Here is a 22,150-nt window from a genome sequence, read left to right as displayed (position 1 = left end):
CCAAACGCAGCACGCGTCGTCAGACACTCAGAAGTCTCAGTCTACGTCGTGCGCTCGGCCTCTGCGGCTGTCTAGATCAAACAGAAACGCCCCAATCGCAGCACAAGAGATCAACCGTCAATCATCTCCCGGGAGAGCACCTGATGATGCAGACGTTTCTAAGAACCGGTGCTGTTCTTGCCGCAGGCGGCACCGCCTTCAGACGCGATGACCGCCGTTCAGCTGATGCTAAACCTGGTCCAGCCGCAATTGTCCGGCATTGGTGGCGGTGCGTACGTGCTGTATTGGGACGCCGAACCAGAGACGCTGATCACCTTTGACGCGCGCCAAAAAAACGCCGGGCATTCTGCGCCTGATGGAAGTGACCGATAACCTGTACGGCAAAAAAGACTGGTCCTCGTTGTTCCAGTCGACCATCGTGATGAAAGATGGCAAGCTTTACCTACTGATCGGCTTACCCGGTGGCAGCCGCGTCATCAACTGTGTGGCTAACACAATCATCGCGATCCTTGACTGGGACATGGACCCGCAGGACGCGATCTAGACTAGCCACTTCGTGCATCGCAACGGCTCCGGCATGGATATGGAGCAGGAAACCGAAGCGGCTGAATTCGTAGAGGCGCTGACCGCCACAGGCCATGAGGTCAAGACAGGTGACCTGAACTCGGGCCTGCATGCGATCCTGATCAAGTAGGGCCTGTTGACCGGCGGTGCCGACCGCAGCCGAGGTGGCCAGACCCGGCAAACCGCAGATCGACCTGATCCGTCGGACGGGAACGCTCAGCTAAATGGTATTGAACATGTCCTAAGCTAGTCGCGAGGCTTGTTCAAAGTACCTTTCTCGCCATAACGCTTGGTGGTTGGACTCTGCTGCGCAGGGGCAGGAAGCTTTGCCAAAACGAATGAGAGCTTAGAGGCCATAACACCAACAAGCGTATCCGCTGCAAACCTGACCAGCGGCCAAGCTGGACCAGAGGTTTCATTCCTTTCCAAACAGGCGTCTGGGCCCAATCAACTCAGGTGCAAAGTTGCCATTGGCGCAATGGGCAAAGAAACTCAGTGACTTCTAGCCTACGCTCTCTAAAATCCGGCTTAGTGTACTTCATTGGTTTGCCTGGGAGCTTAAGCACAGGTGGGTAAGAAAAGGACATCAGGGACAGCCGAGAATTCAGCATCACGGCCTGGGCAAAATGCGATGCTCGGCGTAGATGACCAGCAAGCACGGTTCGAGGCGACCTCGCAGGTTATGCGGGCGATCTCGGAAGCTAAGGATGATGTGCAGCCCGTCTGCGATCTGATCGTGACTTTGGCTAAAGATCTGTGCGACGCTGTTTTCGCCGGTCTGGTTCTGGGGCGCAAAGAAGACGCCCTCCAACGACTGGTTGCCAGCGTCAATCTGCACCCGGACATCCAGCAGCTCTGGCTGGACGGAAAATACACGATGGAGCCTGGCAATTCTCTTGTCGCCGACACCATCCTCAGCGGTCAAACACAACATGTTCTGGACATGGGCGACACCGATTTTCACAAAGCGGGTGACGCACGTTTCAAGCTTGTTGTCGACACCCATGGGTGCCGCAGCATATTGCTTGTTCCGCTCAAACTGGATGGTGCCGCGATCGGATGCCTGATGCTGGCCCGCGATGAGGTGCGCGCCTATTCCGACGATCAGGTCGAACTGATCGAAACCTTTGCGACGCAGGCGGTAGTCGCAATCGAAAACGTCCGCCAATTTCGCGAGTTGCAGACCCGTTTGGCACGCGAGGGGGCCGCGCGCGAAGTTCTTGAGGTCATAAGCCAGTCCAGGGATGACGAGGCACCCGTTTTCCAGACCATCCTCGAAAACACGGCCCGACTATGTGAAACGGACGTGGCGACATTGAGCCTTCTGAACAAGGCGGGAACCTACCTGGAATACGCCGCTCATTTCGGGGATCAGTTGGCAACCTATCAGGTCGGTGTTGATCGCTGGTCTTTGGATTCCAATCTGCAAATCGCGCAATCCGTCCGCGAAGCGCGGGTTATTCACAATGTCGATCTGCGGCTGACCGACCACTACATCAATGGCGATCCCTGGCGGCGCCAGCTTGTGGATGAAGAAGGTGTCCGATCGTTTCTGACGGTGCCGCTGATGTCAGCCGATGGCGCGCCCGTAGGCGTCATCGGTATTTACCGACGCGAAGTGCGCCCCTTTACCCCGGACGAGATCTCGTTGGTTGAGGGTTTCGCGGCCCAAGCCGTCATCGCTATCGACAACACACGCCAACTGACCGAACTGCACACACAGCTTGAACGGCAAACTGCGACACAGAAAGTGTTAAGTGTCATCAGCAAGAGCCGGGATGACGATGCGCGCGTTTTTGAAACGGTCTTGCAGCAAGCCACCGAGGTGTGCGGTGCCGATCAGGCGGCGCTTGTTCTTGTGAATTCAGGCCGAACACATGCGCGTCTGGCGGCGGCATGGGGTCATGAACAAACCGAGGTTGAACTTGGGCAGGAATGGCCGCTTGACGGCTCTGTTACAGCTGCAACCGCAATTCGATCCGGCAAAGTCGTATGCATCGACGATATTGCCGATACCGACTACTACCGCTCGGGCAATCCGACCGCCGTCGAGATGGTCGACGTTGAAGGGATCAGGTCGCGCGTTGCGGTTCCACTGATGCAGGGGGAACAGGCGATCGGAGCAATTGCGGTCAGTCGCCGTGAAGTGCGCCCGTTTTCTGACTCGGATGTGCACTTCATCGAAGAATTCGCCAAACATGCGGTGATCGCCATCGAAAACACCCGCCAGTTTTGTGAAGTGCAGGAACGGCTGGAGCGAGAGGGAGCATCCCGCGAAATCTTGGAAGTTATCAGCCGCAGCCGCGACGACGACTACCCTGTTTTCCGCAGCATCCTCGAAAATTCCAGCCGCTTGTGCAAAGCACCGCTCGCCTTTCTATGCGTGGCCGATCAGGACCAACAGCTTGCGACAATCCCGGCCAACATCGGCGCGACCGAGGATTTTGACAACGCCCTTAAACACTTTGTTGAACCTCTGACACGAACCGAACTGATTGCGATCCGTCCAATGATCGACGGCAAGGTAATCCGGCAGGACGATATCGCCTCGGACCCGCTTTACTTTCGGGATCGCGACCCTCGTCGGGTACAGATGGTCGAAATCGAGGGCGCCCGTTCGGTACTAGCGGTCCCGCTGATGAAGAACGGGGTCGGGCTAGGGGTGATTGTCCTCTATCGGCGCGAAGTTGCACCTTTTTCAGACGACGACGTCGCATTGGTTCAGACCTTTGCGGCGCAAGCCGTCATTGCGATGGAAAATGTACGCCAGTTCCGCGAGGTGCAAGATCGAACGGCAGAGGTCACGCAGGCGTTGGAATACCAGACTTCGACTTCGGAAGTGCTTCGGGTCATCTCGGCCTCGCCAAACGAATTGTCCCCGGTCTTGGACGCCATTCTGGAAGAAGCATCGCGTATCTGCGAATTGCAAGACGCCTATGTGGCGATGCTGAACCCCGACGATCTGCTTTTTCATGTTCACGCGATACGGACCAAGGATACCACTTTCGCGGACTATGTATCGGCTCACCCTATTTCCCCAAATGACAGTGGTGTCACCGGGCGTGCCATCCTGTCGAAACGCACAATCTACATCGAAGATGTTCAGGCCGATCCAACCTACACTTGGATGGAGGAAAGCGGCGTTGGTGAATATCGTTCGGTACTGGGCGTCCCATTGGTAAAAAGCGGCGCAGTTGTGGGTGTGATTTCAGTGGGTTCGCGCGAGGTGGACGGATTTTCCGAAAAACAGATCAAGCTGCTGGAAACCTTCGCCGATCAGGCCACGATTGCCATCACCAATGCCAACCTGTTCCGCGAAGTCAAAGAACGCACCGCCGAAGTCGAGCTATCGCTGGAATACCAGACCGCAACCTCCGAAGTTCTGGATGTCATTTCACGCTCGCCCAACGATTTGCCGCCGGTTCTAGACGCGATTTTGGAGGTGTCATCGCGGATTTGCGACCCGGAATACGCGTATTTTGCCATGCGGGACCCAGAGGACGGGCTGTACCGCGTGGTCATGTCCCGAAACGTCAGTGACGCCTTTCTTGCGTTTCTTTCGGAAAACCCCATCGCGCCCGAAGAAGGCTCGTGCATCGGGCGCACAGCATTGCATGGCAAGACGGTTTACATCGAAGATACGCGCAATGATCCATCATACACTTGGAAAGAGGCGGCGCAGATCGGCGATTATCTGACCACGTTGGGGGTTCCGTTGGTCAAGGATGGGCTGACACTTGGCGTTATCGTCATGGCGCACAGGCAGGTCGGGGCCTTCAACGAAAAGCAGATAAACCTGTTGGAAACCTTCGCCGCACAGGCTCTGATCGCTATCAACAACACCCGGCTTTTCGAAGAGGTGCAGGCCCGCACTGCCGAGGTTGAAGAGTCGCTGGAATATCAAAAAGCCTCCAGTGAAGTGCTGGAGGTTATTTCCCGGTCCCCCGACGATCTGGAACCGGTTCTGCAATCGTTGTTGGCAGTTTCCTCCCGCATCTGCCGCCTTCAGGATGCATTCGTGGCGCTGAAAAAGCCCGAAGACGGTAAATTCCACTACTTCGCCGGGCACAATGTTTCAGCCTCTTTCGCTGAATTCCTGAAAGCGCACCCGTTCGAGCCTGGCTCAAAATCAGCCACTGCGCGCGCCCTGTTGCATGGGCGCGCCGACTATGTGGAAGACACTCAGGCCGACGCAAATTACGACCCGGTTCTCATCTCGCATCTTGAAGGGTACCGATCCGTTCTGTCTGTCCCTCTGATACGTGATGGCGTCACGATAGGTGTTATCAGCATGGGAAGTCGCAAGCCCGCCGCCTTTGACCAAAAGCAAATCAAACAAATGGAAACTTTCGCGTCACAGGCGATTATCGCAATTCAGAATTCGCAACTTTTCAACGATACGCAGACCGCCCTTGCACGTCAAACCGCCAGCGCGGACGTGCTGCGGGTTATTTCTGAATCGCCCACCGACACCAAACCGGTTTTCGAGAAAATCGTAACGCTGGCGACCTCTTTGATAGATTGCGACTTGTCGATCGCCATGCAGGCGGACAAAACTCACTACTGGCAAGTCGCAGCCGCAACCCCCAAAGGTCTTGAAGAAATCACTTGGACCGAGCGTCTCCCAATTGACCCCGAGGATAGCCTGCCCTCGCGTGCCATCCAAAGCGGCGAAACTCTTCTTTTTGACGAATCCCGATTTGGTGAATTGTCCCCTCGTGACACTAAGATTGTGCAGCAACAGGGGTTCAAAGCCTTTTTCATGGTGCCGCTGATGCGCGGCAAGGATTGTTTCGGCAATCTGGTCTTTATTCGCAAATCGTCCCGCGCCTTTCGGGACGACGAAGTTGCCATCGCTGAATCCTTCGCCGATCAGGCGATCATCGCGCTTGAAAATGTGCGCCTGTTCCGTGAGGCCGAAGAATCCCGGAAGGCTGCAGAAGAGGCAAATGAAGCCAAAAGCGCTTTCCTGGCAACGATGTCCCACGAAATTCGAACACCGATGAACGCGGTCATCGGCATGAGCGGGCTGTTGATGGACACCGAATTGGATACCGAGCAATGGGATTATGCCAATACGATCCGCGACAGCGGTGACGCGTTGCTAGGGATCATCAACGAAATCCTCGATTTCTCGAAAATCGAAGCGGGACAGATGGATATCGAAGCCCATCCATTCGACCTTCGGGAATGTATCGAAAGTGCACTTGACTTGATCAGTGGCAAAGCAGCCGAAAAGCAGCTGGATCTGGCGTATGAATTCGACGATCAGTTACCACCAGCGATCAGCACGGACCTGACCCGTCTCAGGCAAATATTGTTGAACCTATTGTCCAACGCCGTGAAGTTTACGGAACGTGGCGAGGTCGTTTTGTCCGTTGAACGCTCTGCCATTACGCAGGACGATATCGAGCTCACGTTCAGGGTAAGGGACACGGGCATAGGACTGTCTGAAAAAGGTATGAGCCGCCTGTTTCAGTCTTTTAGTCAGGCCGACAGTTCGACGACCCGGAAATACGGCGGTACGGGTCTTGGTCTTGCAATCTCCAAACGACTGGCCGAGCTTATGGGCGGCACCATGCAAGCGGAAAGCAAAGGCGAAGGGCATGGGTCGACCTTCGTCTTCACGATCCGGGTCAAGCCTGCAAAGCCGGTGAAATCATCAGAGCGCAATCTGGTCGGTATCCAGCCCGAACTTGAAGGTAAGCGCATTCTGATGGTGGATGACAATGCCACCAACCGCAAAATTCTGTTGTTGCAGACCGAAAAATGGGGTGCCCGCACGACAGTGTCCAGCAGCCCGTCAGAGGCCCTGAAACTGTTGGCAACCGAGGATCAGTTTGATCTGGCAATCTTGGACATGCATATGCCGGAGATGGACGGCGAAGAACTGGCCCAAAAGATACGCAAGTCACAACCCGATCTGCCTTTGACCCTGTTCAGCTCTCTTGGCCCGCGCGACATGGATATCGAAGACGGACTGTTTACCGCAAACCTGTCCAAACCATTGCGTCAATCCCATCTGTTCGACACGTTGGTCACGCTGTTTGCAACAGAACAGACACGCAAGATACCAACGAAATCCTCGAACAAACCGCAATCCGACCCGGATATGGCAAAACGACATCCGCTTCGCATCCTGTTGGCCGAGGACAATCTGGTAAACCAGAAGCTGGCGCTCCGCCTGCTTGAACAGATGGGGTATCGCGCTGATTTGGCCAGCAACGGGGTCGAGGCGGTCGACAGTGTGATCAGGCAGACCTACGACGTGGTTCTCATGGATGTCCAAATGCCCGAGATGGACGGGCTGGAAGCCTCGCGCCGTATCATTCAGGGCTTTCCCGACAAAAACCGCCCGCGCATCATCGCCATGACCGCAAACGCCATGCAGGGCGACCGCGAGATGTGTTTGGACGCCGGAATGGACGACTACATCACCAAACCCATCCGCGTCCCGGTTCTGGTCGAAGCACTGCTAAATGTTCCCAGCTCGAAAAGGTGATCCATGTCAGACAAACCGATACTAGACCACCAGATATTCACAGAGCTGAAAGACGCCACAGGAGAGGATTTTGCGGCCGAACTTGTAAATACGTTCCTTGAGGAAGCCCCCGGAATGATCGGCGACCTGAAAGACGCCCTTGCTGCATCAGACGCAGACGGCTATCGCCGCGCGGCCCATTCGATCAAGTCCAATGCGCATACATTTGGCGCAACGGCACTGGCAGAGCTGGCAAAGAAGATGGAACTCGGGGCGCTTCCCGCAGCCGATGATCTGTCCGATGCGACACAGTTGGAGGCCGCTCTGACAAAAGCGGGCACAGCCCTTCGGAGCCTGATTGATGACTGAAACCCCCGGCCAGTTGCTGATCGTCGACGACAACAAGGTCAATCGGCTTTTGTTGTCCCGCAATGTCGAGCTTTTGGGACATCACGCCACAGTTGCGGAAAACGGCCGGGTCGCCATGGAGATGCTGTCCCGTCAATCCTTTGACCTGGTGCTATTGGACATCGAAATGCCTGAAATGGATGGGTTTCAGGTTCTAGAGGCGATCAAGTCAAATACCGAACTACGCGATCTGCCCGTGATTGTGACGTCATCGGTCGAAGGTTTGGACAATGTCGTGCGCTGTATCGAACTGGGCGCGGAAGATTACCTGCCCAAACCGGTCAACAAGACCCTGCTTGGGGCGCGGGTGTCCAGCGGGCTTGAAAAGAAAAGGCTGCGCGACGAACAAAAACGCCTGCTTGAACGGTTTGCCACAACCGAAGTAGCGCAGGATTTGCAGGAATCCGGTTTTGCCATCGGCGGAAAACGCGCGAATGCATCTGTGTTGTTCTGCGATATTCGCAGCTTTACGAAATTGTCGGAAGATCTGGCCCCTGAAGAAACGATTGATCTGCTCAACACCTTCTACACTTTGATGTTCGAAGCCGTGTCCAGCAATGGTGGGATTGTCAGCCTGATGTTGGGCGACGGTTTGATGGCCTTATTCGGGGTGCCGCAACCGTTGCCGAACTCGGCCCAAAGTGCGGTGACCGCTGGGCAGGAAATGCACAGTATGATCGAGGTTCTCAATCTCGAACGGCAGGCCGAAGGGAAAAGCGACCTGAAAATCGGTGTAGGGATTGCGACCGGCGAAGTTGTCGCTGGCTATGCCGGAACAGACAATCGCGCGACTTACACATGTATCGGGTCAACCGTAAACCTCGCCGCGCGCCTTGAATCGGAGACCCAGAAGACTGGCAGTCGGATATTGGTTGATCAGGAAACCTGCGATCTTTTGAACGGGACACCCGTGCTGGAAACCTACGGCAACACCACAATCAAAGGCTTTTCAGAACCCTTTGACATCCATGCGCTTTGACTATGGGTGCAGCCGTGGTGGCAACATTCGCGGCGTCGTCAAAGAGTGGTTAAGACTGTGAAACCGGCGCTTGATCATCCAGCAGACCTTTCGATTTCAGCGTAAGCCAGAAATCGTTTGGAATGTCCGCGTTGAACCATTCAATGATCTGTTCCAGTTCTGACTTGTCCCGCGGCCCTGGGATCACTGACGTGACTATGTCGTGACCAAGGGGAAATTGCAGGGCTGCAGCAGCCAGAGGCACCGCGAATTCATCAGCAACCTCTTGCAAAGCTCTTGCTTTGGCGACCACATCCTCGGGCGCTTTGGCGTAGTTCCACATCTCTCTTCCGACAAGAATGCCCGAGTTGAACGGGCCACCGCAGATTATTGATGTCCCGGCCTCGGCGCAGGCGGGGAACAACGTCGATAATGGCGTCTGTTCCAGCAAAGTGTAACGACCGGCCAATAGGAAAACATCCCAGTTGCCGATGCCCAGTGCATCCATGCAGACTTGATTTTCGTTCACACCTAGTCCGATTGCCTTAACCTTGCCCGCGCGACGCAGCTCGTCCATTGCACGGTACCCACCCTCAGCCAAATCTTTGAAATGGCGCGTGTTCTCATCGCCGTGGGTGAATACTCCGATATCATGAGCCAAAAGAATATCTATGCGGTCCAGTCCGAGACGTTGGAGACTGTCTTCGAAACTGCGCATGACCCCATCGTAGCTGTAATCATAGATGACGTGGAACGGCAGCGGGTCGATCATTCCAAAATTCATCGGATTTTCGACGCTTCCGGGAACCAGAAGACGCCCGACCTTGTTAGACAGGATGTAGTCAGTGCCGCGCAGCAAATCCCCCATGACTCGCTCGGACCGACCAAAACCATACCACGGCGCTGTGTCAAAAAACCCGATCCCTGCATCCTTCGCGGCCTGGATCAATTCGGCAGCCTGACCATAGCCAAGGTCCACAAAATTTCCACCCAGTGGAGCGCCACCGAGGCCCAAAACATCAACTACGAGGTCAGTCCGACCCACCCGCCGTTTATCCATCTTCATTTTCCTTCAAGTAAACATCGTACCAGTTTTTTTTGCCCGACGGCATTGAATTGCCATGGTCTTCGCCCTGTCTTTTCGGCCGTTGCGGATCGACTTAGCCACGTTGAACAGGCGTTCGCGTTCGCTGCGCGACAGCGAAGTGGTGGCTTCGTCAAATATCAGCACACGCGGGTTACAATGAAGGGCGCGTGCGATCTCAACTCGTTGCCTGTCACCGGTGCTCAACCGCGCCATCGGTGTGCGCGGATCGCCCGTAAATCCCAATGGTCCCAACAGCACCGCCGCTTGTGCTTCGGCTGCAGCGCAATCCACAAAGCCGAAGCGTTTCCGAGGCATCCCGTCGGCAAAGATGTTCTCGGCCAGGGTCGAGCCTGATTGGGTCATGTCTTTACCCCCGCGGCCATTGTCACGCACTTGCGGCTATGACGGGTGTTGAACCACGAACAATCAACTCTGGCTGCAACAGAGCGTTTTCGCCCGCCTCTTCCCCATCAATCAAATGCATCAGCTTCTGCCAGGCCTGACTGGCGATCTGGGCCGAAGGCTGGCTGATCACAGAGATGCCCGGCTGCATCATGGTCAGCGCCTCGAAGTCATCCATCGCCAAAAAGCGTGTATCACCCGGAATGGACCACCCTTTGGCCTGAAGCGCAGGCAATACACTTTTCGACGCAAGGTTCGAGGCCGCAAAAATCGCCTGCGGTGGCTTATCCAGGGCCTTCAATGCTGTCAGCGCCTGTTCTTTGCCTACAAAAACGTCCAAAGACAGGCTGAACGACCTGACCGATACCTGCTCAGGCTGGTTGGCCAGAGCGGCACTAAACCCATCTTTTCGCTGTTTCAGAATCCAGTAATCGGGACGGCTGTGCCCGAAATACACGACATCGCGTGCGCCAATCTCCAATAGATGCCGGCCTGCCATTTCGCCGGCTGCCTTGTGATCGACAGAGACTGAGGGAAATGGGTTTTTTTGTGAAATCCTATCGGCAACAACGATCGGAATACCGTATCGCTCAAGTTCCGCCAAAGCGGGCTGGTAGTCGAAGGCAGGCACAATGATCAGCCCATCCACACGCCGGGAAATTATTGCTTGCAAGTGTCGGCGCGTTCGCGCCTCGTCCTCGCCTGTCGTCATAAACATGACGCTTTTCTCGCTATCCAGCGCAAGGTTCTCGATTTCTTGCAATACTTCCGAGAAAAATGCGTTTTCGATATTGGGCACAACCAATGCGATAACCCCGGTTCTGCTGCTGCGCAGGCTGGCGGCCAACGTATTGCGGTTGTAGCCAAGCTCGGCTGCTGCGGCTTCGACCCTTTCGACAAGCGCTTTCGAAACCACAGGACGCCGGTTCATCACGTTCGATGCGGTCCCGACCGAAACCGAAGCACGTTTCGCTATGTCAACAATCGTCGGCTTTTTCATTTTTCCACCTTGCGAGAATCACCATTTAAAACGTTTCAAGCTATTTTGAAATGTTTCAATCGGGTTTTGGCGAGGAATTTGGAATCCATTCGACCCTCAGCTCGACGCTCATCCGCTTGCTTCCTAGGCATGTGCACTGGCACGTCGCAGAGAAAGAACATTTCGGCCGTATGTTCAAAGCAGTAGCCAAAATCACCAACTCAGTTGCTGTATAAAGGTGTTCAAGACCGCGCCGAAAAGCGATGTCTACAAATCGGGCAGTTTCCTCAAAACAACCTCTGCACGATCAAAAAACCTCAATCATCCGTTGACAAACATTTTGCCGCAATGCAACCAATTGCGCATAGGTTGCTATAAAGGTTCCACTCGTGCCCAGCTCAAAACCCAATATTGAGCCTGAAAAAAGAGATGCCATCCTGAAGCTTTCGGACTTCAGCCTGTCTTTTCGTGGCCAAACCGCCACCGCCGTAGACGGATTGAACCTGACCGTCTCAGCAGGCGATACACTGTGTATCGTGGGCGAATCCGGCTGCGGGAAATCGGTGACCGCCATGGCGCTGATGGGGTTGTTGCAGCTCGATGTGATCGAAATCCCTTCGGGTGAACTAGAATTCGAAGGCCGCAGATACGACCTGCGGACGCAGCAACTGGACGCCGCTACGCGGGGCGACCGGATGGCGATGATCTTTCAAGAGCCGATGACCTCGCTTAACCCCGCCTTCAAGATAGGAGATCAAATCACCGAAGCGGTCCTGCATCACCGCAACTGCACACGTGCAGAGGCCGATGAAAGCGCACTGACCATGCTGCGGCGCGTTGGCATTCCGGCCCCGGAACAGCGGTTGAACGAATACCCCCACCAGCTTTCAGGTGGAATGCGGCAGCGCGTGATGATTGCGATGGCGCTGATCAACAACCCGTCGCTGCTGATCGCGGATGAGCCGACCACGGCTCTGGACGTCACCATTCAGGCCCAGATCCTTGACCTGATCCGGGAACTTCAGGCTGAAACAGGAATGGGCGCGGTGTTCATTACCCATGATCTGGGCGTTGTCGCTGAAATCGCAACGAATGTGGCAGTGATGTATGGCGGACAGATCGTCGAATGCGGCCCGGTAGATGCAGTGTTCGATGATCCGCAACACCCCTACACCATTGGCCTCATGAGCTCGGTCCCGCGCATGAGCGGATCTCGCGACAGGTTGATCACTGTGCCCGGCACCGTGCCTGCGCTGGCGGACATGCCGCAGGGTTGCCGCTTTCGCACGCGCTGCCCCTTTGCGACCGAGGATTGCGCCGATCGTCCAGTGCTGTCTGATGTCGGGGAAAACCACGCAGTGGCTTGCCACTATGCCCCGCTGGAGCAGCTCAAGGGGGTCAGATGCGCGATGTAATCCTTGAGGCACGAAACCTCACCCGTCATTTCACACTCGGCACCGGCCTGTTCGAGCGCAAAACCAAAGTGCGCGCGGTCGATGGTGTTTCTCTGTCGGTGCATAAGGGCGAAACCTTTGCCATCGTCGGAGAATCCGGTTGCGGTAAGTCAACGCTTGCGCGGCTGTTGATGCGGCTGGATCGGCCAACCTCGGGTCAGGTTCTGTTTGACGGGCAAGAGGTTCAGGACCTGCCCCGCCGTGACATGGCCCCGCTGCGCCAACAGATGCAATTCGTGTTTCAGGACCCGTTCTCGTCCCTGAACCCCCGAATGACGGTGGGCAAATTGGTCGGCGAACCGTTAGAAGTGCACGCGCCCGAGCTTGATGAGGGCGCGCGTCGCCAAAAGGTTGCCGCGCTGTTGGCGCAGGTCGGGTTACTTCCAGATCACGCCAACCGCTATCCGCACGAATTCTCGGGTGGCCAGCGCCAGCGGATCGGAATTGCCCGTGCGCTGGCCTCGGGTCCCCGGCTGCTGATCGGGGATGAACCGGTCTCGGCTTTGGATGTGTCGGTACAGGCGCAGGTGGTAAATCTGCTGAACGATCTAAAAGAGGATCTGGATCTAACGCTGGTCATTATCGCTCATGATCTGGCCGTTATCCGGCATATGAGCGACCGCATCGCTGTGATGTATTTGGGGCAGGTAGTTGAAACCGGCCCCGCCGATCAGGTGTTCGAGGAACCGCGCCACCCCTATACGCACGCACTGCTATCCGCGATCCCGGAACCCGAGCCAGGGCGTGAACGTGATCACATGGCGCTGAACGGGGAAACACCCAGTCCGTCTGCGCCACCGGTAGGGTGCCGGTTTCATACCCGCTGCCCCTTTGCGCAGGACAATTGCCGGACGACACCCCCAGTTCTGGAGGACGCAGGCAGGGGCCATCACGTCGCCTGCCATCATTGGAAAACCATACCAGAGGCCGGAAAACCGGCCCCGCCCCGACGCCGCAGCGCCGGAGCAGAAGAGCGGTTCGCGCTGTATCGCGCGGCTGTCCAAACGCCCCCGGCTTCTGCCGAAAACAGAGAGGAAACACCATGAATGTCTTGAAAACCGGTCTGTTGGCCGGACTGCTCGGTGCAACCGCGCTCAGCGCGCAAGCCGCCGACCTGCGCATCGCTCTGCAATCCGACGCAGATGTGTTGGACCCCGATCAGTCGCGCACATTTGTTGGCCGCATCGTCTATGCCTCGATGTGTGATAAGCTGGTCGACATCACCCCTGACCTTGAGCTGATCCCGCAACTGGCCACCGGCTGGGAATGGAGCGAGGACGGCAAAGCCCTGACCATGACCCTGCGCGAAGGCGTGGTGTTCCATGACGGCACGCCGTTCAACGCACAGGCCGTGGCCGACAATATCGACCGGTCGCAGAACCTTGAGGAATCGCGTCGTAAGTCCGAGCTGAAGTCCGTGACCGGTGTCGATGTGGTCGATGACTATACCGTCCGTTTCAATATGGCCGCGCCCGACGCGACCCTGCTGGCGCAATTTGCCGACCGCTCAGGCATGATGGTTTCTCCAACGGCAGCCAAGGCGGCAGGGGCGGATTTTGGTCTGAACCCAGTCTGCTCGGGCCCGTTCAAGTTCAAGGAACGTGTCGCTCAGGATCGTATCGCGCTCGAGCGGTTCCCTGACTACTGGAACGCGGGTGAAATCCATTTCGATAGCGTCACCTTCCTGCCCATTCCGGACACAACCGTCCGTCTGGCCAACCTGCAATCGGGTGACATCGACATGCTGGAACGTCTGGCCGCGACTGACCTCGCGCAGGCTGAAGGTGATGGCGGGATCAACGTTGAACGCGCTGTTTCGCTTGGATATCAGGGCATTACCATCAATGTGAATAATGGTGACAAGGGCGACAACCCGTGGGGCAATGACAAACGTCTGCGTCAGGCGCTCAGCTATGCGCTGGACCGCGATGCGATCAACCAGGTTGTGTTCGAAGGTGCGTTTGCGCCGGGCAACCAGCCCTTCCCGCCCACGTCTCCATGGTATGACGCCGATCACCCGGTGCCCGCGCGTGACGTGGAAAAAGCAAAGGCCCTGCTGGCCGAGGCGGGCTTCCCCGACGGGATCGACCTTGAGGTTCAGGTTCCCAACACCACCGTTCCGCTACAACTGATGCAGGTCGTGCAGGCCATGGCGGCCGAAGCCGGGATCAGAATCGAGATCACGTCCAAGGAATTTGCCACCCTGCTGGCCGATCAAAGTGCCGGTGACTATCAGGCCAGCCAGATCGGGTGGTCGGGCCGCGTGGACCCGGATGGCAATATCCACCAGTTCATGACCACCGGAGGCGGCATCAATGACAGCCATTACTCGGACCCGAAAGTGGACGAGATGCTGAACAACGCCCGCGCCTCGACCGATTTTGATGTGCGAAAGGCGGATTATGACGCTGCACGGGACATTCTGGCCCAGGATATGCCCATCGTGTACCTGTATCACCAGACATGGATCTGGGCACTTGATGATGGCCTCTCGGGCTTTACCCCCTATCCGGATGGGATGATCCGGTTGGAAGGCGTGAAACTGGAGAAATAAGCCACTCACGGCCCGCCCGGTCCTCCAGCCGGGCGGGTATTTTATCCGAAAGCCCCTGTTATGCTGTCTTTCATTCTGCGTCGCATCCTGATTGCGATCCCCACGATCCTGCTGATCTCGATCTTCGTGTTCAGCCTGCAAAAGCTGTTGCCCGGCGACCCTGTGCTGGCCATGGCAGGCGAGGAACGTGACCCCGAAGTGCTGGAATTCCTGCGCGAGAAATATCGTCTGAACGACCCCATTCCAGTGCAATATCTGACATGGGTCGGGAATGCATTGCAGGGGGATCTGGGCATTTCGCTGCGCACCAATCAGCCCGTGACCGAGCTGATTGCGGAAAAGCTGCCGGTTACGATCCAGCTTGCCATCATGGCGATCCTGTTTGCGCTGGTGATCGGGATACCGGCGGGCATTCTGTCGGCGGTCAAGAAAGGCACTATTACAGACTACATTGCCAATATCGTGGCACTGTCCGGGCTCTCCATTCCGAATTTCTGGTTGGGGATCATGCTGATCCTGCTGGTTTCCGTGAAACTGAACCTGCTGCCAGCCTCTGGCTATGTACCCCTGTCCGAGGACCCGGTGAAATCCATCACCACCATGCTGATGCCTGCCTTTGTGTTGGGAACCGCGCTGGCCGCGACGCTGATGCGACATACCCGATCGGCGATGCTGGGCGTGCTGAAATCCGACTATGTCCGCACCGCGCGCGCCAAGGGTCTGTACGAGCGCCGCGTGGTGCTGAAACATGCCTTTCGCAACGCGCTGACCCCGATTGTGACCCTGACAGCCCTGCTGTTTGGAGAGCTGATTGCAGGCGCGGTTCTGACCGAGCAAATCTTTACCATCCCCGGTTTCGGCAAGATGGTCGTCGATGCTGTGTTCAACCGCGATTACGCTGTGGTGCAAGGCATCGTGCTGGTCACAGCCGTGGGGTTCATCGTGATGAATCTGCTGGCTGACGTGGCCTATGTGCTGCTGAACCCCCGTCTGAGGAATGCGTGAAATGGCCCTAGCTGATCCCATCCTCTCGCGCCGCCCGGAAAATCGGGTCTGGAAGAAATTCCGCACACATAAAAGCGCCATGCTGGGCGGTTTTCTGGTCACGTTCTTCGTGCTGATCGCCCTTTTGGCCCCGATCTTGCCGGTGCCCGACCCGGCAGCCACCGACTGGGGTGCCGTGCGCAAACCGCCTACCGCTGCGCATCCATTCGGCACCGATGAAATTGGCCGAGACGTACTGTCCCGCATGATCTGGGGCGCGCAGGCGTCGCTGCTGGCAGGTGTTGTCTCGGTTGGGATTGCGGTGCTGCTGGGCGTTCCACTTGGCATTGTCGCAGGCTATTTTGGCGGCTGGATCGACGCCATCATCTCTCGCTGCACTGAGGCCCTTTTGGCCGCGCCCTTCCTGATCCTCGCCATCGCTCTGGCGGCGTTTTTGGGGCCGTCCCTGACCAACGCGATGATCGCCATTGGCCTTTCTGCGACCCCTGTCTTCATACGCCTGACCCGTGGGCAAGTGCTATCGGTCCGGGCCGAGGACTACGTCACCTCAGCCCGCGCCATCGGCTTGCCGACCTCGAAAATCCTCAGCCGCTACATTTTCCCCAACGTGCTTCCGCCGGTTCTGGTGCAGGCCACACTGACCATCGCCACCGCCATCATTGCCGAGGCGTCATTGTCCTTCCTTGGCCTTGGGCAGCAGCCACCTGCGCCTAGCTGGGGCTCGATGCTGAACACGGCGAAAAACTTCCTCAATCAGGCCCCGTGGATGGCCATGTGGCCAGGCGTCGCAATCTTCCTTGTGGTGCTGGGGTTCAACCTTCTGGGTGACGGGCTGCGCGATGCGCTGGACCCGCGCGAACATTGATTTCGGAGACTAGGAATGACTGAATTTACCACCCGCCCCGAGATCCGAGGCACCTTTGGCGTCGTCACCTCGACTCATTGGATCGCCTCGGCTGTGGGCTTTGGCATTCTGGAAAAGGGCGGCAATGCGTTTGACGCCGCCGTTGCCACCGCGCTGACCCTGCAAGTGGTCGAGCCTCATTTGAATGGCCCCGCAGGCGACATGCCCGCTATTTTCCACTCGGCCAAAACCGGCAAGACCGAAGTATTGTGCGCTCAGGGTCCCGCCCCCGCCGCGGCCACGATTGAACATTACACGGGGTTGGGGCTGAACCTGATCCCCGGCTCGGGCCTGTTGGCCACGGTCATCCCCGGCGCCTTCGACGGCTGGATGCTGATGCTGCGTGACCATGGCGTACTGCCCCTGCGGGACGTGGTGCAACCCGCCATCGACTATGCGCGCGACGGCCACCCTGTCTTGCCGCGCGTGGCCCATACTATTGACGGGCTGGCCGATTTTTTCAAAGACGAATGGACCAGTTCGGCAGAGACATGGATGCCCGATGGCAAAGCACCCGAACCGCACAGTAACTTCGCCAACCCGGCTTTGGCCGCAACCTATGAACGTCTTGTAGCCGATGCCGAAGCCGCGCATGACGACCGCACGGATCAGATCGACGCTGCCCGTCGGGCGTGGCGCGAAGGGTTCGTTGCCGACCGCATCTTCGACTATCTGGCCGAGGCTTCGGTAATGGATGTCTCGGGCCAGCGCAATTCCGGCGTGATGGCGCGCGCGGATATGGCCGACTGGCGGGCCTCGTATGAAGACACGCTGACCTATGACTATCACGGCTGGACCGTGCACAAGACCCAAGCCTGGAGCCAGGGTCCGGTTCTGTTGCAAGCGCTGGCGATACTCAAGGGGATCGACCTTGGGTCGATGGACCCCAACGGGGCAGAGTTCGTACATACAGTAATCGAGGCGATGAAGCTCGCCTATGCGGATCGCGAGGCCTATTATGGCGATCCCGACCACAGTGATATCCCGATGGGCTACCTGCTCAGCGACGAATACGCCGCCGAGCGCCGCGCGTTGATCACCCCGGATGCCTCGCAAGATCAACGCCCCGGCCGGGTGCCCGGCTTTGAACATCTGGCCGATGCCTACATCGCTCGCGCCGAACGAGATTTCTCGGCCAGAACCGGCGCCAGCGCTGGAGAACCGACCATGTCGCACCTGTCCGAAAAACGCGGCGACACCGTGCATCTGGACGTAATCGACCGCTGGGGCAACATGGTTGCGGCCACACCCTCGGGGGGATGGCTGCAAAGCTCTCCGGTCATTCCAGGGCTTGGCTTCCCGCTGAACAGTCGGGCGCAGATGTTCTGGCTGGAACCGGGGCTGCCGACCTCGCTGGCACCGGGGCGCAGGCCGCGCACGACGCTGACGCCAAGCCTGGCGGAAAAGGACGGCGTGCAACTGGTCTTTGGCACGCCCGGCGGCGACCAGCAGGATCAATGGCAGCTGATCTGGTTCCTGCGCTTCGTACATTTCGGGTTGGGATTGCAGGAATGCATGGACGCGCCGCTGTTTCACTCGATGCATTTCCAGGGGTCCTTCTACCCCCGCGCCACGGCCCCCGGCGAGATGATGATCGAGGCCACATTCGGCGAAACCGCGATCGAGGACTTGCGCGCACGCGGGCACAAGGTCTCGGTTGCTGAGCCTTGGACTGTGGGTCGCCTGACGGCAGCCCTGCGGGAAAAGGACGGAACTCTGCGCGCGGCGGCGACGCCACGATTGATGCAAGCTTATGCGGTGGGACGGTGACATGACCTATTCTCTGATTGCAAAAGACCCTGAAACCGGCGCCATCGGCCTGATCGTGGCCAGCCGCTTCTTCGCCTGTGGCGCACGAGTTCCAAATGTAGGACCGCACAGCGCCATCGCTTCGCAAGCTTTCTCGAACCCGGTTTGGGGCACCGAGGGGTTGCGGCGACTTGAGGCTGGAGAGGCCGCGCAATTGGTATTAGATGATCTGGTCGCCCGCGACACCGGCCGAGACGCGCGACAGGCCCATCTTATGGACGCGCATGGCAATTTCGCCGCCTATACAGGATCGGCCTGCGTTGACTGGGCCGGGCATCGGATCGGGCAGATGCACTCGGTCGCGGGTAATATGCTGGCGGGACCCGAAGTGGTAGACGCGACCTTTGAAACCTATGCCGCTGAAACCGCCCTGCCCTTCCCTGAACGGCTGATGGCCGCGATGGAGGCGGGCGAGCGTGCAGGCGGCGACAAGCGCGGCAAACAGGCCGCAGGTTTGGTCATCAATCGCGGTCAGACCCATTCCTGGTTGGATCTGCGTAGCGACGACCATTCCGATCCGCTGGCCGAATTGCGACGGCTTTATGATGTCGCCAGTGAACGGTACCTGCATTTCGCCGAGGCGATGCCGAGCGAACATAACTTCTCGGGCAATCCGGACCGGACCGCGCTGGACGCAGCGATCGCCGAGGCCGAGGCCCAGCGGCAGGCCGAAGGGCGCATCAGTCGTTCTCTGGCCACTGATCCGGCGTGATACATGGGCGGGATTGACGTTTCAACCCTGGCGACCCTGATCGCGATTGCCGCAGCCGCTGGCGTGTTCGGCGGTATTCTGGCCGGATTGCTGGGGGTTGGCGGAGGGATCGTCATCGTCCCTGCCCTGTATTTCGCATTGTCATTGACCGGCAGCGATCCTGCACTGACCATGCAAGTGGCGGTTGGAACATCGCTAGCCACCATTGTGTTCACAGCACTGTCCTCAAGCTGGGGGCATTACAAGCGCGGCGCGCTGGATATGGCCCTGCTGAAACGCTGGGCCCCGGCCATTCTGGTCGGCGTGGTGATCGGCGGAATATTGGGCGGTGTGGTCAGCGGCTATATTCTGGTTGCCGTTTTTGCCACGGTGGCGGCTGTGGTCGCGCTGGACATGATCTTTCGCAAGCCCGGCAATGACGGCCCGCCCCGCAGCTTTTCGCCCCGTGTTTGGGCTGCAACCGGCGTATTTGCCGGGGCGATTTCGGCAATGATGGGCATCGGTGGCGGCACGGTCTGCGTGCCCGTACTGAACTTTTTGGGCTATGACATCCGCCGCGCTGTCGGCACATCAGCTGCCATCGGCTTCGTCATCGGCCTGCCCGGCGCGTTGATCTATGCGGCGACAGGGCTGGGGCAAACGGGGCTACCGCCCTTCTCGCTTGGCTATGTCAACTTGATCGCGGCAGTGCTGATCATCCCGCTGACGACCAGCTTTGCCCATGTCGGCGTACGCATCGCTCACACGATCTCGCAACGTGCATTGCGTCTTGCCTTTGGCGCCTTCCTGATGCTTACGTCCTTGCGCATGTTCTATGACCTGATCGGAGCGTTCTGACCTTTGGGAAATTGTCCAACAGATATCGAACTGACTACAACCTTGCGGGCGGGAATCGAAACAGGTGATTTCCTGAAGAACGGCAAGCTGCTGCCAGAGCGGGCGCTGGCCGAGGCATTGAACGTGACCCGCGCCCGGATGCGTCGAATACTGGATCAGCTTGAAGAAGACGGCACTGTATTTCGCCGCCACGGTCAGGGAACCTTTGTGTCACCACCGCCCGCGGTGGGTGCCAGCCCGTTCCGGGCTGTGGCAGCCAAAGTGATGCCGCGCGACGTGATGGAAGTGCGGCTAGAGATCGAACCCGCTCTTGCGGCTCTGGCGGCGCAACGGGCCTCTACCAAAGAACTGCGCACGCTCGAGCAACTGATGCAGGCCACGCTGGATGCGGCGGATACTCAGGCCTATGGGGTCGCCGACGATGTATTTCACTACAAGATCGCGGAACTTGCGCATAATCCGCTGTTTCTGACGGTCTACGATTCAATCCGCGCGGTTCGAAAACAATCGGAGTGGACCCGGCAGCGCGCGACGCAATATTCCGCCTCGACACTGGTGCGTCTGGGCGAACAGCATGAACAATTGTTCAGCACGATTGCCGCGCGTGACAGTCAGGGCGCAGCGGAAGTTATGCAGTCACATCTGCTGTCCGTTTCCAACGCCATGTTGCGCGAAAGGACTTATGGGCTAACGCAGCACCTGACCGATCTTCACTCGGATTGAAAAGAGAGCATCAGCGCCTGGCAATTCCAAAGCGCCCTGCTTCCAAGCCACAAAAAATTCTGGCAAGGCGTTCAATGCAAAACGACCCTCTGCCGCAGGCTCAAATATCCAAACTACCGAGATACCGCTGCTTTCGACTGTCTTCCGGCTTTGACCTGTAGTGCTTGAAGAAAGCCCGAGACATTGCCACCCGCGACGAAAATCCCGTGGCAATGGCAACTTCCGAAAACGGCAAGTCGGTATGTCTCAAAAGACAGTGCACCCGCTCCAATCTAAGTTCTTTATAGGTGTCCAAAAGCTTAGTACCCGTTTTGCACAGATACCGTCGCTGCAACTGACGTGTCGATGTTCCAACGACTTTTGACAAATCGGAAATACTCAGCGGGTCCTCGATCGTCTCCAGCATGGTTTTCAGCGTATGAATAACCAATTCGTCCCCGCCAGAGCGACGCACCAGCCGATTTACAACCTGACTTTCGCCCCCCCGCGTCGGTTCTTCCAACCCGATATATTTGCGCAATACATCCGCTATATGTTCGCCATGATCAATCGACACGAAGCGGGCCAGTAACCTGAGAGAACTGATCCGGCTATTGGCACTATGCAGGCGCCCCGTCGCAGAAAGATGGGTTGATGTTCCGCAGCTTTCCAACCCTTGCTCTGCCGCACCGGCTTGGAAACCCGGATGGACCGCACCCAGCTTGCGACCAGAACCGCCCGCCAGCATCAACAGCATCACAGCCCCTCCGACAAGCATTGTCCGAGGCGCAAGGTTCAAGACCTGAGCTACCCAAAGCCGTTCTGATCCAATAGGATGCCAAGTCTGCTCGTGATCGCCCCAGAAGATGACAGAGCGACCAGTCCAACAAAGGGGCTCGCCAACTTTGTCTTCAGCAAGAATGCGTAGGTTGACGACATAGGAGTGCGCCTCGATCAACCTGTTCAAAGCCCTGTAGAACGACATAATCGGTTCTACGGTCGCTTTATCCTCAGGGTGTTGCAGAACAACTTCGATGTTTCGAACGCGTTTTGCCATTGGCTGCACTGCGTCCCTATTCGCCTGATCTTTATGAACAACGTAGTGTTTCATCAGATTTACCAAGTCTGGTTTTGTAAGCTCAGAAAAGGTGCTCCTTGGATGGTGTTTCCCCCGCTGGGCGGGGGTTTTCTTTTTATTCCGCCGCTTCCGCGTATGCGTCCATTGGCGGACATGTGCAAACGAGGTTTCGGTCTCCGTATGCGTTGTCGACGCGGTTGACGGGGGACCAGTATT

19 protein-coding genes are annotated in these 22,150 nt (G+C 57.5%); 15 read left to right on the top strand and 4 right to left on the bottom strand.

The annotated features are described in order from the left end of the window. Nucleotides 1-207 precede the first annotated feature (207 nt). From GOV80_RS22770 to GOV80_RS21455, 6 genes are all read left to right on the top strand, one after another. Nucleotides 208-372 carry a gamma-glutamyltransferase gene (locus GOV80_RS22770; RefSeq protein WP_419555668.1) on the top strand — a complete coding sequence of 55 codons (165 nt, stop codon included), beginning with the start codon at nucleotides 208-210 and terminating at the stop codon, nucleotides 370-372. After that, entirely contained in the window at nucleotides 317-544 is a 228-nt protein-coding gene (locus GOV80_RS21475; RefSeq protein WP_214648091.1) for a gamma-glutamyltransferase, read from the top strand. Before GOV80_RS22770 ends, GOV80_RS21475 begins: the two co-directional genes overlap by 56 nt. 12 nt (nucleotides 545-556) lie before the next feature. Further along, nucleotides 557-694 carry a hypothetical protein gene (locus GOV80_RS21470; protein WP_170775773.1) on the top strand — a complete coding sequence of 46 codons (138 nt, stop codon included), beginning with the start codon at nucleotides 557-559 and terminating at the stop codon, nucleotides 692-694. A 501-nt stretch (nucleotides 695-1,195) separates the two neighbouring features. Next, a complete protein-coding gene (locus GOV80_RS21465; RefSeq protein WP_170787653.1) occupies nucleotides 1,196-7,066 on the top strand; it encodes a GAF domain-containing protein in 5,871 nt (1,956 codons plus the stop codon). A gap of 3 nt (nucleotides 7,067-7,069) precedes the next feature. Then, entirely contained in the window at nucleotides 7,070-7,414 is a 345-nt protein-coding gene (locus GOV80_RS21460; RefSeq protein ID WP_170787651.1) for an Hpt domain-containing protein, read from the top strand. Then, nucleotides 7,407-8,432 (top strand): adenylate/guanylate cyclase domain-containing protein, encoded by a 1,026-nt coding sequence (locus tag GOV80_RS21455; RefSeq protein ID WP_170787649.1) that lies wholly within the window; start codon nucleotides 7,407-7,409, stop codon nucleotides 8,430-8,432. Before GOV80_RS21460 ends, GOV80_RS21455 begins: the two co-directional genes overlap by 8 nt. 49 nt (nucleotides 8,433-8,481) lie before the next feature. Here GOV80_RS21455 and GOV80_RS21450 read toward each other — a convergent pair whose 3' ends face one another. Genes GOV80_RS21450 through GOV80_RS21440 form a run of 3 tightly spaced genes read right to left on the bottom strand, consistent with a single transcriptional unit; the run spans nucleotide 8,482 to nucleotide 10,900 of the window. Next, a complete protein-coding gene (locus tag GOV80_RS21450; protein ID WP_170787647.1) occupies nucleotides 8,482-9,471 on the bottom strand; it encodes an aldo/keto reductase in 990 nt (329 codons plus the stop codon). Nucleotides 9,472-9,483: 12 nt separating this feature from the next. Further along, nucleotides 9,484-9,861 (bottom strand): ATP-binding cassette domain-containing protein, encoded by a 378-nt coding sequence (locus GOV80_RS22600; protein ID WP_170787644.1) that lies wholly within the window; start codon nucleotides 9,859-9,861, stop codon nucleotides 9,484-9,486. A gap of 22 nt (nucleotides 9,862-9,883) precedes the next feature. After that, a complete protein-coding gene (locus GOV80_RS21440; RefSeq protein ID WP_170787643.1) occupies nucleotides 9,884-10,900 on the bottom strand; it encodes a LacI family DNA-binding transcriptional regulator in 1,017 nt (338 codons plus the stop codon). 368 nt (nucleotides 10,901-11,268) lie between these two features. Here GOV80_RS21440 and GOV80_RS21435 point away from each other — a divergent pair, with 368 nt between their 5' ends. The 9 genes from GOV80_RS21435 to GOV80_RS21395 are packed head-to-tail and all read left to right on the top strand — an operon-like array spanning nucleotide 11,269 to nucleotide 20,877. Further along, complete coding sequence (locus GOV80_RS21435; RefSeq protein WP_336510188.1) at nucleotides 11,269-12,294, top strand: ABC transporter ATP-binding protein; 1,026 nt, start codon at nucleotides 11,269-11,271, stop codon at nucleotides 12,292-12,294. Continuing rightward, nucleotides 12,282-13,379, top strand: a complete 1,098-nt coding sequence (locus tag GOV80_RS21430; protein ID WP_170787641.1) for an ABC transporter ATP-binding protein — start codon at nucleotides 12,282-12,284, stop codon at nucleotides 13,377-13,379. Before GOV80_RS21435 ends, GOV80_RS21430 begins: the two co-directional genes overlap by 13 nt. Continuing rightward, nucleotides 13,376-14,887: an ABC transporter substrate-binding protein gene (locus GOV80_RS21425; protein ID WP_170787639.1), complete on the top strand. Its 1,512-nt coding sequence runs from the start codon at nucleotides 13,376-13,378 to the stop codon at nucleotides 14,885-14,887. Before GOV80_RS21430 ends, GOV80_RS21425 begins: the two co-directional genes overlap by 4 nt. 60 nt (nucleotides 14,888-14,947) lie before the next feature. Beyond that, the gene (locus GOV80_RS21420) at nucleotides 14,948-15,892 is read left to right on the top strand and encodes an ABC transporter permease (protein ID WP_170356484.1); all 945 of its coding nucleotides are present in this window, start codon (nucleotides 14,948-14,950) and stop codon (nucleotides 15,890-15,892) included. Between the two features lies 1 nt (nucleotide 15,893). Next, nucleotides 15,894-16,757: an ABC transporter permease gene (locus tag GOV80_RS21415; protein WP_237215986.1), complete on the top strand. Its 864-nt coding sequence runs from the start codon at nucleotides 15,894-15,896 to the stop codon at nucleotides 16,755-16,757. A gap of 15 nt (nucleotides 16,758-16,772) precedes the next feature. Beyond that, nucleotides 16,773-18,566, top strand: a complete 1,794-nt coding sequence (locus GOV80_RS21410) for a gamma-glutamyltransferase family protein (RefSeq protein WP_170787635.1) — start codon at nucleotides 16,773-16,775, stop codon at nucleotides 18,564-18,566. A 1-nt stretch (nucleotide 18,567) separates the two neighbouring features. After that, a complete protein-coding gene (locus GOV80_RS21405) occupies nucleotides 18,568-19,317 on the top strand; it encodes a DUF1028 domain-containing protein (RefSeq protein ID WP_170787634.1) in 750 nt (249 codons plus the stop codon). Nucleotides 19,318-19,320: 3 nt separating this feature from the next. After that, nucleotides 19,321-20,154 (top strand): sulfite exporter TauE/SafE family protein, encoded by an 834-nt coding sequence (locus tag GOV80_RS21400; RefSeq protein WP_170775750.1) that lies wholly within the window; start codon nucleotides 19,321-19,323, stop codon nucleotides 20,152-20,154. Nucleotides 20,155-20,196: 42 nt separating this feature from the next. Further along, nucleotides 20,197-20,877 (top strand): FadR/GntR family transcriptional regulator, encoded by a 681-nt coding sequence (locus tag GOV80_RS21395; RefSeq protein WP_237215984.1) that lies wholly within the window; start codon nucleotides 20,197-20,199, stop codon nucleotides 20,875-20,877. A gap of 100 nt (nucleotides 20,878-20,977) precedes the next feature. Here GOV80_RS21395 and GOV80_RS21390 read toward each other — a convergent pair whose 3' ends face one another. Beyond that, nucleotides 20,978-21,967 carry a helix-turn-helix domain-containing protein gene (locus GOV80_RS21390; RefSeq protein WP_170787632.1) on the bottom strand — a complete coding sequence of 330 codons (990 nt, stop codon included), beginning with the start codon at nucleotides 21,965-21,967 and terminating at the stop codon, nucleotides 20,978-20,980. Nucleotides 21,968-22,150 lie beyond the last annotated feature (183 nt).

The sequence above is a fragment of the Ruegeria lacuscaerulensis genome (assembly GCF_013034685.1).
Lineage (GTDB): Bacteria > Pseudomonadota > Alphaproteobacteria > Rhodobacterales > Rhodobacteraceae > Ruegeria > Ruegeria lacuscaerulensis_B.
The sequence above is the reverse complement of the archived record's forward strand: the minus strand, read 5'-3'. Positions and strand labels throughout refer to the sequence as shown.